This is a genomic window from Nonlabens marinus S1-08, assembly GCF_000831385.1.
GTDB lineage: Bacteria > Bacteroidota > Bacteroidia > Flavobacteriales > Flavobacteriaceae > Nonlabens > Nonlabens marinus.
Genome location: NZ_AP014548.1, coordinates 1,679,512 through 1,695,277, shown reverse-complemented (window position 1 = coordinate 1,695,277; position 15,766 = coordinate 1,679,512). Strand labels below are relative to the sequence as shown.

Annotated in this window: 15 protein-coding genes and 1 other RNA gene; 7 read left to right on the top strand and 9 right to left on the bottom strand. The window is 39.5% G+C overall.

What is annotated here, in order from left to right:
* Positions 1-75: 75 nt before the first annotated feature.
* Positions 76-429 carry an NINE protein gene (locus NMS_RS07765; RefSeq protein ID WP_041496194.1) on the top strand — a complete coding sequence of 118 codons (354 nt, stop codon included), beginning with the start codon at positions 76-78 and terminating at the stop codon, positions 427-429.
* 73 nt (positions 430-502) lie between these two features.
* Here the strand turns inward: NMS_RS07765 and aroQ are convergent, their stop codons facing one another.
* Positions 503-937 carry a type II 3-dehydroquinate dehydratase gene (aroQ, locus tag NMS_RS07760; protein ID WP_041496193.1) on the bottom strand — a complete coding sequence of 145 codons (435 nt, stop codon included), beginning with the start codon at positions 935-937 and terminating at the stop codon, positions 503-505.
* Between the two features lie 95 nt (positions 938-1,032).
* A complete protein-coding gene (locus tag NMS_RS07755) occupies positions 1,033-1,638 on the bottom strand; it encodes a porin family protein (protein ID WP_041496192.1) in 606 nt (201 codons plus the stop codon).
* Between the two features lie 197 nt (positions 1,639-1,835).
* On the opposite strand from NMS_RS07755, the gene xerD reads away from it, so the two are divergent.
* Together xerD and NMS_RS07745 are read left to right on the top strand one after the other, a co-directional pair.
* The gene (gene xerD, locus NMS_RS07750) at positions 1,836-2,738 is read left to right on the top strand and encodes a site-specific tyrosine recombinase XerD (protein ID WP_041496191.1); all 903 of its coding nucleotides are present in this window, start codon (positions 1,836-1,838) and stop codon (positions 2,736-2,738) included.
* 72 nt (positions 2,739-2,810) lie between these two features.
* Complete coding sequence (locus NMS_RS07745; protein ID WP_041496190.1) at positions 2,811-3,758, top strand: aldo/keto reductase; 948 nt, start codon at positions 2,811-2,813, stop codon at positions 3,756-3,758.
* A 275-nt stretch (positions 3,759-4,033) separates the two neighbouring features.
* Here the strand turns inward: NMS_RS07745 and rny are convergent, their stop codons facing one another.
* The 4 genes from rny to NMS_RS07730 all read right to left on the bottom strand — a co-directional run bounded on the left by rny (position 4,034) and on the right by NMS_RS07730 (position 6,395).
* Positions 4,034-5,608 (bottom strand): ribonuclease Y, encoded by a 1,575-nt coding sequence (gene rny, locus NMS_RS07740; protein ID WP_041496189.1) that lies wholly within the window; start codon positions 5,606-5,608, stop codon positions 4,034-4,036.
* A gap of 44 nt (positions 5,609-5,652) precedes the next feature.
* Positions 5,653-5,762: non-coding RNA, 6S RNA (gene ssrS, locus NMS_RS13620), on the bottom strand.
* Between the two features lie 53 nt (positions 5,763-5,815).
* The gene (locus NMS_RS07735; protein WP_041496188.1) at positions 5,816-6,106 is read right to left on the bottom strand and encodes a cell division protein ZapA; all 291 of its coding nucleotides are present in this window, start codon (positions 6,104-6,106) and stop codon (positions 5,816-5,818) included.
* A gap of 1 nt (position 6,107) precedes the next feature.
* On the bottom strand, positions 6,108-6,395 hold the full coding sequence (locus NMS_RS07730) for a hypothetical protein (RefSeq protein ID WP_041497574.1): 288 nt from the start codon (positions 6,393-6,395) through the stop codon (positions 6,108-6,110).
* Between the two features lie 119 nt (positions 6,396-6,514).
* Here NMS_RS07730 and NMS_RS07725 point away from each other — a divergent pair, with 119 nt between their 5' ends.
* Positions 6,515-8,224, top strand: coding sequence for a M23 family metallopeptidase (locus tag NMS_RS07725; protein ID WP_041496187.1), 1,710 nt, complete (start codon positions 6,515-6,517; stop codon positions 8,222-8,224).
* Between the two features lie 9 nt (positions 8,225-8,233).
* Positions 8,234-10,708 (top strand): TonB-dependent receptor plug domain-containing protein, encoded by a 2,475-nt coding sequence (locus tag NMS_RS07720; protein WP_041496186.1) that lies wholly within the window; start codon positions 8,234-8,236, stop codon positions 10,706-10,708.
* Here NMS_RS07720 and NMS_RS07715 read toward each other — a convergent pair.
* The gene (locus tag NMS_RS07715; RefSeq protein WP_041496185.1) at positions 10,705-11,856 is read right to left on the bottom strand and encodes a cysteine desulfurase family protein; all 1,152 of its coding nucleotides are present in this window, start codon (positions 11,854-11,856) and stop codon (positions 10,705-10,707) included. The genes NMS_RS07720 and NMS_RS07715 overlap by 4 nt on opposite strands.
* A gap of 72 nt (positions 11,857-11,928) precedes the next feature.
* Here NMS_RS07715 and NMS_RS07710 point away from each other — a divergent pair, with 72 nt between their 5' ends.
* A complete protein-coding gene (locus NMS_RS07710; protein ID WP_041496184.1) occupies positions 11,929-12,864 on the top strand; it encodes a hypothetical protein in 936 nt (311 codons plus the stop codon).
* On the opposite strand, the gene NMS_RS07705 is transcribed toward NMS_RS07710, so the two are convergent.
* Both NMS_RS07705 and NMS_RS07700 read right to left on the bottom strand, forming a co-directional pair.
* Complete coding sequence (locus tag NMS_RS07705; RefSeq protein ID WP_041496183.1) at positions 12,865-13,401, bottom strand: Smr/MutS family protein; 537 nt, start codon at positions 13,399-13,401, stop codon at positions 12,865-12,867.
* On the bottom strand, positions 13,394-13,585 hold the full coding sequence (locus tag NMS_RS07700; RefSeq protein WP_041496182.1) for a hypothetical protein: 192 nt from the start codon (positions 13,583-13,585) through the stop codon (positions 13,394-13,396). The genes NMS_RS07705 and NMS_RS07700 overlap by 8 nt, the downstream gene beginning before the upstream one ends.
* Positions 13,586-13,696: 111 nt before the next feature.
* On the opposite strand from NMS_RS07700, the gene NMS_RS07695 reads away from it, so the two are divergent.
* Positions 13,697-15,763 (top strand): T9SS type A sorting domain-containing protein, encoded by a 2,067-nt coding sequence (locus NMS_RS07695; RefSeq protein WP_041496181.1) that lies wholly within the window; start codon positions 13,697-13,699, stop codon positions 15,761-15,763.
* Positions 15,764-15,766 lie beyond the last annotated feature (3 nt).

The following is a 15,766-nucleotide window of genomic DNA, read 5'->3' as shown; positions in this document are numbered from 1 at the left end:
CAAAATCAAAAAAAATAAGGGATAGCGCATTTAAATAATTATTTTTAACAAAGATAACTAACAAAATCATCCATTATGAAAACTAATTTATCACTCGCTATCATGAGTATTTTTATGCTCATATCTTCATTTAGCTACGCTTCCTTTCCTGTAGAACGTCAAGCTGTAGTTACAGTTGACCCTGCAACCTCAGTTGAAACTACTTCTACAGTTTTGAGCTCTCCAGCCGCTATAGCCTGGTCTGAGGATCAAACTATTGCCTTCGTCCTATGGGCTATCCCAGTTACTGGATTCCTTGCAGGTCACCGTTGGTTTTTAGGTAGTCCATGGCTTTATAACCTATTGTTCATTTTTACTGCAGGTTTCTTTTTCGTAGGTTGGGTTATTGATGGTATCGATATTATAACTGGAAGATATCCAGGTCTGTAATCAAATCGTTAAAAATTAAAAATCCCGTCTGGAAAATTCCAGACGGGATTTTTTATGTATCAATAAAAAGATTTTAATTAGCTTCTCTTGTATTTAAAAAGCTTTGAATGGCAAGTTTGTAACCGTTCAGGCCAAATCCTGATATGGTTCCCACCGCATTTTTAGAAATCAAGGAAGTATGACGTATTTGCTCGCGATCCATAACATTTGAAATGTGCACCTCCACCACTGCGGTCTTAATGGAAGAAACCGCATCTGCAATGGCGAGTGACGTATGGGTATAAGCGCCAGGATTGAGTATGATTCCATCGTATTCCTGCTCTTGAGCTTCCTGTAACTTATTTATCAATTCGCCTTCCACATTAGATTGATACTTTGCCAGCTCGACTTCTTGAAAGCCAAATTGCAATTCTGAAAAGTAACTGTCAAATGTTTTGGATCCATAGATCTCTGGTTGGCGAGTTCCTAATAAATTCAAATTAGGGCCGTTGATGATAAGTATCTTCATAATTTAAAGGTATTGGTAATTTCGCTTTCGCGAAAGCGGAAATAAAAAAAAAGCAGCTCTAAAGAGCTGCTTCTCATTTCAAAAAATTTCAATTCTTAGAACTTATATCCTAAGTTGAAAGAAAATACTTGATTGGTAATGTCATCATCTAACGTGCTGTCATCCTCGTAAATATTAGTTACGCCAACCATATATCTAGCTCCAAAAGACACTCCTTCCAGTGTTGTACCTTCTCTGAATTTGTAAGTTAATCCGCCACCTACACTTAGATCTATACCTTCAGCATCAATATCGCTGGTTGTTCCTGAAAATGGACCTTCCACAATCTCAACTTCATCATTAACAACAAATCCTATCTGTGGTCCAGCGTCAATAGAAAATCCAGATCCTCCTAGATAAAATTTAGCTAGAACTGGTACATTGATGTAATCCAATTTTAATTCAGACTGTTGTCCTAAGAAAATACCTTCAGCTCCTTGTTGAGAGTATATAGCACCTACTTGAAGTCCAAAACTAGGTCCAAATTCATATTCTACTGTAATCCCTACGTTGATACCATTACGAGCATCTACATCGTCCACGTCGTCACCTTGAAGGTTTGCTATATTATAACCTGCTTGTACACCAAAATCAATTTCTTGTGCTTGAGCGAACCCTATGCTTCCTAAAGCTACTACTGCAATTGCTACTAATTTTTTCATGATAGTTTATTTTAAGTTATGGGACAAAGCTATTCCTTGTTCTCACACCTGTGTATTAAGGATTATTAAATTTTATACCTAGATTGTTAATTTTTCACAAATATTATTTGATAGACGTTGAACATATTACAATTAATTGATAATAAACAATTCAATCTATACGATAAACCACTTATCAATTTCCGAATTTTGTCTTCATGAAATGGGAACACCTCATAAAGGATTTTAAAACGTACTTGAAGCTAGAACGAGGTATGTCCTCGAACACTGTCAAAGCATACACTCGTGATTTGGAAAAGCTTCACGTGTGGCTGGCCGGTATGGGGTATCGCGAGCTACCTACCACTATTTCTGATGCAAGGATTAAAGAATTTAACCACCAGTTAGCAGGTACAGTACAACCTGCGACTCAGGCTCGAACGATCAGCAGTTTGAAAAATTTCTTTACATACCTTGCTTTAGAGGACTACCGCAAGGATAATCCTATGGAGCTTATCGAGGCGCCGCGGCTGGGACGTAAGCTTCCTGACACCTTAAGCGTGGAGGAGATAGACAAACTTATAGCCGCCATTGATCGTTCTACCGCCCACGGCGAGCGCAACAGAGTCATTTTAGAAACCCTTTACGCCTGCGGGTTAAGAGTCTCAGAGCTCGTCGCACTTAAAATAAGTGATCTGTATTTTGAGGAAGGCGTCATTCTAGTCACAGGAAAGGGTGACAAGCAGCGCTATGTGCCTATAGGAGATAGTACGATCAAGCTTATTGAATTTTATATCAACGAGATTAGGGTTCACGCTCCTTCTAAAACTGACCATACCGATACTTTATTTCTAAACAGGCGCGGTAGAGGGTTGACAAGAGCAATGATTTTCACCATCATTCAAGATTTGAAAGCAGCCGCTGGGATCAAAAAGAAAATTAGTCCACATACCTTCCGTCATTCTTTTGCTACCCATTTGCTAGAGAATGGAGCAGATTTACGTTCCATTCAAATGATGCTGGGACATGAAAGCATTACTACTACTGAGATTTACGTTCACGTAGATCGCACCTATCTTAAAAACGTGCTAGAAGAATTTCATCCTCGTGCTTCCTATTAAAGTTATGTCAAAGTAGTAGAGTTGTTTTGAGCACGCTTTCGCGAAAGCTAACTTTATAGAAAACAATTAATAATGAAAACACTCAAATATAAGAATGGGGATCAAATGCCCTCGATAGGATTAGGAACCTGGAAATCTGGAGATGCTGAAGTAAAAGAGGCTATTAAAATAGCATTGAACAATGGTTACCGACATATCGATTGTGCTGCGATATACGGCAACGAAGCGGCCATTGGTGAGGCCTTTACAGAGGTCTTTGAAGAAGGAAAAATTAAACGAGAAGAAGTCTGGATTACTTCTAAACTTTGGAATAACGCACATTTACCTAAAGATGTGAAGCCTGCTCTAGAAAAAACACTGAAGGACTTGCAACTAGATTATTTAGACTTATATCTGATGCACTGGCCTGTAGCCTTCAAACCAGATGCTAAAAATCCATCGGGTCCTGAAGATTATTTGACTCCTGAGGAAGCTCCTATTATTGATACGTGGAATGCCATGCTTGCGTGTAAAAAAGAAGGGCTAGCTAAACACATGGGTGTCTCCAATTTTTCTACTACTAAACTAGGAGACCTCATCTCAAAAACTGATGATGTTCCTGAAATGAATCAGGTCGAATTACATCCCTTATTACAGCAGAATGAATTGTTTGAATATTGCAGCAAACATGGTATCCACATGACTGCCTACTCCCCTTTAGGTAGCGGTGACCGGTCTGATGGTATGAAACAGGATGATGAGCCTAATATGCTAGAAATGGATACCGTTCAGGCACTAGCCAAAAAACATAATGTGGAACCTGGTCAGATCCTCATTGCCTGGTCGTACCACAGAGGTACTGCGGTAATACCTAAATCAACCAGTGAGGGGCACATAAAAGATAATATTGCTTCTGCAGCTGTGAACTTTGATAAGCAGGATATAAAAGACTTAGCTAGTCTAGACCGTCATTACCGCTATGTCACTGGTAAATTCTTTGAAGTACCGGAAAAAGGCTATGATAACATTTATAATGAATAACTCATATTTTAACATCTTAAAATGAAAAATACCCCATATGGGGTATTTTTTTTTATCTAAATCATCTCCATCTTTACAATGTCTTAGAGATTTATTAGGGGTAGTATGATCTAAGACACTTTGAGTAAAGGTTACTGTAATTTGAGATAAGACAATGCTTTAGTCATCTTTAACCGCGGTTAACCAAACAAAGTTTCTAATCTTAGGGACATTAGAAACAACAACAAAAGCCGCCTTACGGGCGGCTTTTTAATTTTAGATTTTTTTTCTACTCTTTACTTGGCAATGTTTACTGCTCGAGTTTCTCGAATTACCGTAACCTTGACTTGACCAGGATAAGTCATATCCGTCTGGATTTTCTGAGAAATTTCAAAGGATAGTTGTCCTGCTCTCTCGTCTGAGATCTTTTCGCTTTCTACCATCACCCTTAACTCTCGTCCTGCTTGAATGGCATACGCTTTTTCTACTCCACCAAAACCAAAAGCAATATCCTCTAAATCTTTTAAACGTTGAATGTAAGAATCTAATACCTGGCGTCTTGCACCAGGACGGGCGCCACTTATCGCATCACAAACCTGAACGATAGGGGACAACAAGGATGTCATTTCTATCTCGTCGTGGTGGGCTCCAATTGCGTTACAAACCTCTGGTTTTTCCCCATGCTTTTCGGCCAGCTTCATACCTAGGATGGCGTGAGGAGTTTCATCTTCCGTTTCAGGAACTTTACCTATATCATGAAGCAATCCAGCTCTTTTAGCGAGTTTTGCATTCAAGCCTAACTCTGCTGCCATAGTTCCACAAAGTTTTGCTACTTCCCTACTGTGTTGCAATAAGTTTTGACCATAAGAAGACCTGTATTTCATTCGTCCCACCATCTTGATCAACTCAGGGTGTAAGCCGTGAATTCCTAGATCGATCACGGTTCGTTTTCCAACCTCAGCAATTTCTTGATCGATTTGTTTGCGGGTTTTACTGACAACTTCTTCAATACGGGCTGGGTGAATACGACCGTCAGTCACTAGTTTGTGTAATGACAATCTGGCTACTTCCCTGCGCACCGCATCAAAACAACTTAAAATGATGGCATCTGGCGTATCATCAACTATAATTTCTACCCCAGTAGCAGCTTCTATTGCTCTAATATTACGTCCTTCTCTACCAATGATGCGTCCTTTAACATCGTCACTTTCTAAATTGAAAACCGAAACACAATTTTCCACCGCTTCCTCAGTTCCTATGCGCTGTATGGTATTGATAATTACTTTACGTGCTTCCTGTTGTGCCGTAAGCTTTGCTTCTTCAATGGTATCTTGTATGATGGACATTGCTTCAGTACGAGCAGAGTCTTTTAAAGATTCAACCAATTGCTTTTTAGCGTCTTCCCCAGACATGCCGCTAATCGTTTCTAGTTGCTTGATTTGTTGGGAGTGTGTCTTCTCGATCTCTTCCTGTTTCTTGGAAAATGCCTCTCTTTTCTCGTCTAGATCCTTTTGCTTGCTTTCTAAACTCTGAGTCAAGCGTTTGTTTTGAGCCAATTCATTTGAGACTTTGGACTCCTTATCCTTGATGCGCTTCTCTGCATCATTCATCTTCTTTTCACGGTGCATGATCTCCTTTTCATGCTCTGATTTTAGCTGAATGAATTTCTCTTTAGCTCTGTAAGTTTTCTCAGACTTTATTTTCTCCCCTTGAGTCTCTGCGTCTTTTACAATAGACGAGGCTTCTTTTTTAGCGTCGGCAATCAGCTGGGAGGCTTTGCCTTTTTCTACTATTGATTTTGCTATAAAATAGCCTATTGCTAGGCCTATGATTAATGCGACTATCGCATATATAATTGTATTGATATCCATGGTTTGTATATATAAAAAAACCTGCACAGGTTAGGGTTTTGTATGAACTCCTTAAATAAAGTTTAAGGTTAACTGGCTGATCAAGGATCCGGCTCAAGGCACGGCTTGCTTTTACAACCACGACTCACCTTTTTTAAAGAATTATGTGTTGAGTTCACCAAAAAATGAAACAAGTGCAGGTAGTAACTGTTTGTATTTAAAGAACGTCTATGACAAATGTTGCTTCAACAATTGATCCAGGACTTGCAGGCGGTCTTGAACTTCTTGATGATCGTCACTTTTGTCAATAATATGTTGCTCAGATCTCGCAGCAAACTGCAGCGCGCACATAGCCAGGACATCCTGTTTATCACGTACGGCATAGCTTTGCTCCAGTTGTTTGATCATGTCCTGGATGTTCTTTGCGGCCTTACGCAATCCCTCCTCTCGAGAAGGATCTATAGTTAATGGATAAACCCGATCTGCAATCGATATTTTTATTTTGAGTTTATCTTCCAAACTATGCTAATTGTGCAATACACTGATCGATTTCCTTAACCAATGCATTAATCTTGAGTTTAGTTTTTGTTTTGTAATCGTCACTACCTAACATGGCATTTGCTGTTTTGAGAGCAATCATACTCTCTGCACCACTACGGATCGTTTCTTGGGCTTCTTCAATTTCCTTTTCTAAACTATCAATCACCTTCTGGCGATCCACAGCCTCCATTTGAAGTCTTCGATTTTCATCCATCAATGCTTTGATCCTTAGTTCAATCTGATCTATTTGATTCAAAAGCTTTGACATAGCAACAAAATTCATGCAGTTCCAACAAAATTAGGTTTCCCTTGATATAAAACAAATATTTATGGAACAAACTTTGAAAACCTTTTTGCGGAGCGTTGCTACCATCATATATTTAGATTATGCTAAGAAAATATTTCCTTTTGTTGTTTTGCGGTTTGTTTATAGTTCGCTTTGGCGAAAGCCAAACCCTACAAAATCTCCCACAAGACTATTTTGTCCATCCATTAGATATTGAATTAAAACTGAGCGGGTCTTTTGGAGAATTGCGATCCAATCATTTTCATAGCGGCCTAGACATAAAAACAAACCAACGTACTGGAGCTAATGTTATCGCTGCCGCCGCTGGTTATGTTAGTCGTATTAAGATCGAGCATTACGGATATGGCAAAGCGCTGTACATTACTCATCCTAATGGATACACGACGGTATATGCCCACCTTGAAAAATTTGCTCCTAGAATTGAAGAGTACATCAAAAAAAGGCAGTACGAACAGGAGAGTTATGAAATTCAATTGTACCCAGACGATCTTGACTTGCGAGTAGACCAAGGGGAAACTGTTGCTTACAGTGGAAATACAGGTGGTAGTGGCGGTCCTCACCTGCATTTTGAGATACGCGATGGCGACGCGCGACCTATCAACCCCTTGCTATTTGGTATAAAGATTCCTGATTCACGGTTGCCACTCGTGAAACAGATTAAAGCCTATCCATTAGACACAGAGTCTACCATTAATGGTAAGAATGAAGCTCAACTATTACGCGTCATTTCGTTAGGCTCTGGAAAATTTAAAACAGAACCTTTTTCAGCATATGGTGAAATAGGAATAGGCGTCAATACAAACGACCAAATGGACGCTGCCAGCAATCAAAATGGGGTGTACGACATCAAAACATATTTCAATGGGAAGCCTAGTTTTGAGATGACCTTTGATCGCTTCTCATTTGACGAGACCCGATACATCAATCAAATGATTGATTACGAACACTTTCAACAAAATAAAAGTAGGATTTCAAAACTGTTTATTCCAGATGGAAGTCCCTTAAGCCTGTACCGAGAAACCAATAACAATGGGAAATTAAAATTACTAGATCCTGAAGCTAAACATACTTACAAAATAGCCATCACTGATTTTGATGGAAACCTCAGTGAAATCAATATGGATATCACTAACGAAAGTAAGAATGAATATCTGAGCCTTAAAGATCCTAAAAACGCAACTCTCGTGGCTCACAATGAGAGTTTCAGCACTACAAAAGGTTCATTTACACTTACTATTCCTAAAGGCACTCTTTATGAAGATACCTTTTTAAACATCAGTGAAAACGCCGATGTGCTCAAAGTACATGAAGATGTGATCCCCCTGCATAAAAACATGATTCTCAACTATGACATGAAAAGCAAGGTAGGTGATGATATGGGTAAGTATTACATAGCTCGTATTACTCCCTGGGGAGCCGCTTATCACGTTTCCTCTACCTTAAAAGGAAATACGCTGACCGCTTTTACTAAAACACTAGGAACGTATGGCATACGCAAGGACACCAATCCTCCTACTATTGTTCCTGTAAACTTTAAAAGTGGCCAATGGTTGAGCAAAAACAAAACCTTGACTCTTAAGATCGAAGATAAGGAAACTGGTGTTCAGGCCTATCGCGCCACCCTCAACGGTAAATTTATTCTTATGGAATACGATTATAAGACAGACCTCATCACTTATGACTTTTCTAATGGGGTGAGTACGGAGACTGATAATCAACTGGTCGTCATTGTTACAGACAATGTGGGAAATAGCACTAAATTTGAAGCTAATTTCCAACGCAAGGAATAACCAGCCGTATTGAGATCAATCCTTTTTCTTTTAAGTTTCATATGTAGCGCTGCATCATACGCACAGCAAGCCACGATTCAAGGAATCATCTTGAATGAGCAGCAACAGCCTGTAGGCAATGTGAATGTGACTGTCGTTGGGACAACACTAGGAACAATTAGCAATTCCAATGGGTATTACGAGCTCAAGGTTCCAGTAAACTCTTTTTTAGAACTGCAGTTTTCTAATCTCACCTATCAACCAGTCCGAATCAAAAACTTGATTCTAAAAAGCATCGAAGTACTGGAAATCAATCCAGTACTTAAAATTAATGTGGAACAAATCGCAACGGTAACCATTAACACAACTTCTAATAGAGATTTTGAAGGGGTAACGGTCATTGACCCTGAATTGATTCGGAAGATTCCTGGCGCGCAGCCTGGAGTTGAAAACATATTGATGTCCTTGCCTGGGGTCAACAACAATAATGAATTGAGTACACAATACGCAGTTAGAGGTGGCAACTATGATGAAAATCTAGTTTATATCAATGAAATCGAAGTCTATCGGCCTTTCTTGATACGCAGCGGCCAGCAAGAAGGCTTGAGCGTTGTTAATACTGATTTAGTTCGTAGTGTAGACTTTTCAGCCGGAGGTTTTCAGGCAAAATATGGTGATAAATTGAGTTCCGTTTTGGATATTGAGTACCGTCGCCCTACAGATTTTGGCGCTGGAATAGATGCCAGCTTGTTAGGTGCGAGTGCTTTTGTTGAGGGTACCGCTTTCGCGAAAGCGATGACCGCCACAGCAGGATTGCGCTATAGAGACAACAGTCTGTTCATTAATTCTAGGGAAACTCAAGCCAATGCAGTCCCAAGGTTCTACGATGCTCAGACCTACATAACTTACCGCATATCCCCTAAATTTGAATTGGCTTTCTTAGGAAACATTGCCGTGAACAGCTATGACTTTGAGCCAGAAGACCGGCAAACAAATTTTGGAACTATCCAAGAACCGATAGCAGTAGTTATTGATTATGAAGGCCAAGAGGAAGATCAATACGAGACTTATTTTGGAGCCATCAAGGCGAGTTATGATGTTAATGACCAGCTTAATTTGCGATTCATAGCCAGCACCTACTTAACCCAGGAACAGGAACATTACGATATTTTAGCCCGGTATGGCATTGGAAGCCCCAATACGAATATAGGTAGCAGAGATTTCGGACAGGTGGATTTTGTAACCGGAATTGGTTCAGAATTGGAACATGGCCGTAATGACTTAGATGCCTTAATCGCAACGGCAGAACATAGAGGAACTTATGTTTTTAAAAACGAAGGGAACTCAAACGATCAATTGGACTGGGGATTGAAATATAATGTGGAAGACATACGAGATCGAGTAAGAGAATATACGGTGGTCGACAGCGCTGGTTTTAGTGTACGACCACCTAATAGCGGCTTTAGAAATGATGAACCCTATAATTCTTTTACAGCGCCTTTAACACCTTTTAACTCTATCAATGCAAATAATGAAGTTCAAATCCAGCGTGTGCAAGCTTATGTACAGTACAACAGTCGAGGATTTTGGGGAGAGAACGAAGTGTTTTGGAATTTAGGAGGACGTATTCACAACTGGACCGTTTATGGCGACGCTTTTGAAAACTCTACTCAAACCGTAATTTCCCCTAGAGGTCAATTTGCGATCAAGCCTTACTGGAAAAACACAGATATGCTTTTCCGCCTATCCACGGGAGTTTATTATCAGCCTCCATTTTATAGAGAATTGCGAGATGAGAATGGAACCGTTGTTCCTGATGTCAAAGCCCAGAGATCCTTGCATTTTGTAGTGGGCAATGACTGGAGTTTCTCCTGGAACGATCGACCGTTTAAATTAACCAGCGAGGCGTATTATAAGAATTTAAGTGATGTCAATACCTATACTCTAGAAAATGTAAGGATACGTTACCGAGCTAATAATGAAGCTAAGGCCTACGCCTATGGACTGGACTTAAGGTTGAACGGTGAATTTATAAAAGGTACAGAAAGTTGGATCTCTGCCGGATACCTTAAAACAGAAGAAAATTTAAATGATCGCGGATTTATATCCAGACCTACAGATCAGCGATTGAAGTTTGCCATGTTATTTCAAGATTACGTGCCTAATATGCCGCAGTTGCGCATGTATTTAAATTTAGTTTATAATACAGGATTGCCCGGTGGCTCCCCTAATTATGCAGATCCTTATGACTTCCAATTTCGTTTACGGGATTACCGACGTGCAGATCTAGGGATCAATTATGTATTTAAGGACGATGAGAACGAAAGCAAGACTTTTGCAAATTTTGATGAGTTCTATATAGGTGCAGAGATCTATAACATTTTTGACAATCAAAATAGCATTACCAATATATGGGTGCGCGATATTGCTGCCAACAGACAAATAGCAATTCCAAACTTCTTGACGCCTAGGGTCTTGAACTTTAGAGTAGTGGCTAGATTTTAAATAGAGTCTATGTACTCTTTCAGTACATCTACCACATAATCCAATTCTTCCTTAGTATTATAAATTGAAAAACTGAATCGCAGACTTGGTTTGTTTAGATCGTCCTCATTGAGGATTTGAGAAAGTACGTGAGATCCTTTTTGGCTTCCACTTTGACAAGCACTTCCTTTAGAACAGGCAATACCTTTCAAATCCAGGGTGAATAATAACATCGCTGCTTTGTCAGCTGGACAAGGCAAACAAACATTTAGCAAGGTGTAAGTGGAGTTTTCTGAGTCGCTACATTTACCATTGAACTTGACGCCATCAATTTTCGCCTCGAGCGAATTTTTAAAATATTCTTTCAGCTCCTTAACATAGGCTCTATCCTCTTCAAGGTGTTCGTATGCCATTTGAAGCGCAAGATCCATCCCTACAATATTGTGAACACTTTCTGTTCCAGCTCTAATACCACGTTCCTGAGAACCTCCTAAAATTAATGGTTTCAACCCAGTTCCTTTTCTTACAAACGCAAAGCCAACCCCCTTAGGCCCATGAAATTTATGGGCGCTTACTGCTGTAAAGTCAACCGGGAGTGTAGAAAGGTCCATTTCATAATGACCGATAGACTGCACGCAATCGCTATGAAATAGTGCACCATATTTTTTACACAAACCTCCTACTCTATCGATATCAAGCCGATTTCCAATCTCATTATTGATGTGCATTAAAGAGACTAGTGTTTTTTTATCTGACTCTTGAAGCAGTTTCTCTAGGTGATAATAATCTGGAGTACCGCATTCTTTTAAATCAACGTGATCTACTTGTACGCCATACGTATCTCTACAGTAATCAACTATGTAAACCACGGCATGATGCTCAATGCCGGTGGTAATTATGCGTTCTACTTTCAAATCACGGACACAGCTGTGAATCGCTAGATTATCTGCCTCTGTTCCACCAGATGTAAAAATGATTTCAGCCGCGGTCACATTCAGCTGCTTAGCTATATTCTTGCGAGCGGTTTCTACTAATGATTTGGCACTGCGACCGTAGCTGTGAGTAGAGCTGGGGTTTCCATGAACATCAGACAGGACTTCCACCATTCGGCTTACTACTTCAGGTCGCAACTGGGTCGTTGCGGCATTATCTAGATAGACTTGTTTCATGGGGTAAAAATAAAATTTTCGCACACAATAATCAGTATCCTATTCTTTATTATGATATAGTACCTTTGTAGGATGAGAAAGTTGATTTACGTTATAGCCGCTCTTGCCATTGCCAGTTGTGATGATGGCGATATTATTGTGGATAATTTTGATTTTGAAGGTATTGATGTACAAGCGTGTTTACCTGATGTTACAGAAGGAAATAGAACTTATGTGTTCTACAAATTAGACAATAGAAGTTTTGAAAGCTTGAGTATCAGACTCTCAACGACTACTGAAATATTCGATACCGATGGAACCTTTAGCGACTTCAACTTAAATGGCTCTGACAAGGTTGAGTACCGCAAGTACAACAGTGCTCCAGGAACCTCTTATTTTTGTAATCCTGTACCACCAGCAGTGCCCCAGGTCAACGACTTGTTGAGCTCTGAAGCAGGTCAAGTAATTTTTACAACGACAAATCAAGCGCTTACCTCTAACGCTGCTCAAACAGATACAGAGCCAGATAGTGTGGATACTGACAACGATGGAGTACCTTCAAATCAAGAACCATTTGGTCAGGATACGGATGGTGATGGGATACCTGATAAATTAGATTTTGATGACGATGGCGATAATATTCCAACCAGTGTTGAAGGTGTGGTCAACGATGAAGATGAAGACGGCATACCAGATTATTTAGACAATGACGATGACGGCGATGGTATTTTAACTATTCAAGAAGACCTTAATGGCGATCTAGACCCCACAAATGACACCACCAATGGCATTCCAAACTATTTAAATTCAGCGGTGGCTACTGCTGCTGATCCAGCAATAGACAACTTCATCCCGCACACCTATTCGAGAACTGCGGTGGTGAATATCCGTATTGAGAATTTAATTTTGACCCGTGATGGTCAAGAGGTGGTTTTTGACCTATTTGATAACTTCGGAACCTACATTAGGCCTGCTTATCAAGTAACTATTATTCCTGATTTTACAGAAGCAGAGCCTAATAATCCTTAGTTATTTCGGATTCTGGAATAAATAAACTTCTGTGGCACCTTTACCGTATTTCTGATAATCGGCATCATAGTATTTAAGGTAATCATAGCGATCAAATAGATATTCTAATTCTTTGCGCAGTACTCCTTCCCCAACGCCGTGGATAAATACCAATCTGGGAATATTATTGCGATGTGCCCATTCTATTTTATCTCTCGCGGTATCCATTTGTAAATTGAGCATGTCATAATTATCCATACCACGATAGCGATCTGTCAGATTATGAATGTGTAAATCAATTTCAACTGCAGGAATAAAAGCGGCTTTCTTGCGAGACTGGATGCGCCTTTTTGGCTTTTTTGGAGCAGGTTCCCCTTTTGGAATCACGGCACTTACTTTAAATCGTTGATCTAGAATCAACTCATCCTCATGAAAGGTTAAATCGATATCGTCTGTAGTGGTGATGGTTATTTGTTTCGCTTTCGCGAAAGCGACCACCCCACTCAAATCATCGTCAATTACAAGTACCTGATCTCCCGTTTTAAACTTGCTATTCATCTAAATGATCGTCTTTATGTTTAGCCCAGTGCGCACTTGCTCGATAAGCGCCTATCATTAAAACCATCAACCCGACTATTTGCGTATATATACTCGTGCCCGTAACTGTCAGGGAATAAACCAGTAAGCCGCCACCTATGATGATTAAAATACCGTTAAAAAGTTGCTTTTTACTTTCGTTCACCGATTTATTATGTATTTTACCGACATTATTGTAGGCAATTCGTATTGCGTATAAAATTAACGATATTACTCTAGTAAAGAGTATATTTTTGTAACAAGTAGATCATATCCTATGAAAAAAATTACACTTCTAATTGCATCCATCGCCATGGTAACTACCAGTATGGCACAGGTTCATGTGGTTAACGACGCCTTTATTTATTCTAAGGGGACGGATATTTTTATAACAGAAGAGTTGGAATTAAGGGATGCTCCTGTAGTTGACGACGCGGTTCCTGCTAATAATAGACCTGGATCTGCTTTTTATCTACGAGAAGGTGGTGACGCATCTGGTGATGGTAATGGTAGAATTGCTCAATTGATTCAGCAAAACTCAAATAGTTCAAATATCGGTTTAGGAACGTTCTCCGTATTTCAAGAAGGTTTTGCAGATAACTTTACTTATAACTACTGGTCTTCCCCAGTTAGTTTACCAAATGCAACAACTGCCAATAATGGCTTCTCTTACACTCAACTATACTTTCCTAAATTGATGGAAACTTTTAAATTTGAGACAGATTATGTTATCGATGCAGAACAAGCAACATACCTAAGCTCTAATTTAAGGGACGGTAAAACGGATAGTCAGCGCTTTACTGATATGACAGATTTAGACAATCCTAAAGATCCTGTAGTAGATAGTAAACTTCAAATCGCTAAAAGATGGTTATACAGTTATAAAAGTGCTGATCCATCTGACGCTGCAGGCGTTACAGGTGGTGGATATTTTGGATGGAAAAGCTTCCAAGCAGATACTGATGTTGTAGCTCCAGGATATGGTTTTACCATGAAAGGTGTGGAATTAACAAACGGGCCCAATCTAATAACAAATAATCAATCTCATACCGGCCAGCGCTATGATTTTAGAGGCATTCCAAATAACGGTGACTTCCCGGTTTCAGTTAAGAATGGTGACTTTTCTTTAGTTGGAAATCCTTATCCTTCTGGATTAGATTTAAAACAGTTTATGATTGACAATCAAGGTTTGATCGACGGTGAGCTATTCTTTTGGGATTCCGCTTCCACATCACACCTTTTGATTGAATATGAAGGAGGTTATGGAACTTATTCACCGCAGATAGGGTCGACTGACCCCAATGAAAGCAATGGAGTGTATGTAGATGCCGTATTTAAAAAATACGATCAACAAGGGAATGAAATAGGTGATGCAACAACTAACAATACTGGTTTATCAGGCCCAGTAGGTAATGCTAATTTCGCTTCAAGACGCTATGCGGCTATAGGTCAAGGATTTGTCATCCAAAGAACATTAGATGATCCAAGTACGGAGGTAAAAGATGGATTTACAAGCCTAGATGATGGAGACTCTGGAACGGTAGTCTTTAAAAATAGTCAGCGAGTTTTCGTCAAGGAGAATGGAGATAGCAGTTTATTTAAAGCTGCGCCTAGCAATGCTGGAGATCAAGTAGCCAATATTAACGCTGCTAATATTCCTTCAGCAATGAGCTTTGAAGTATTGATTAATGGTCAATACAGTAGAAATATGATCGTAACTTTTCCACAGGGTTCAACCGTTGGTTGGGATTGGGGTATGGATGCCAGTAATGTAGCAAATAGAGTTGCAAACGATGCTTATATGCCGGTAGAAGGCAGACAAGCCTTAATACAATCATTGCCGTTTAATGAATTAGAAACTGTTATTCCTATTAGTTTTAAGTCATCCATTGATAAATCGACTTATAAGATTCAGATTACTGGAAGAGAAAATTTTGAAACTCTAAACGTGCTCATCCACGACAAACTGAACAATTCCTACCACGATATTCTAAACGATAGCTACACTATTGAAACTGGAAAAGGCACCACTGAAGACCGTTACGAAATCGTATTCCAAGAAAAAACAACCTTAAGTACCTCTGATATCGCAGCAGTGGAAAGTTTCAATATCTTTCAAAACAATGAGCAAAGTTTGTTGACTGTTCGTAATACAGCAATGAAAGATGTTGCTAACATCGCCATATTTGATCTTGCAGGAAGACAAGTGACTACTTCTAATCCTAAGGACATTAGCGCAGACTATACCTTTAATACTACAGCATATGCTGCTGGAATTTATATCGTAAAAGTAACTACTACTGATAAGGTTGAAGTAGCTACTAAAGTGGTGATATCTAACTAAACT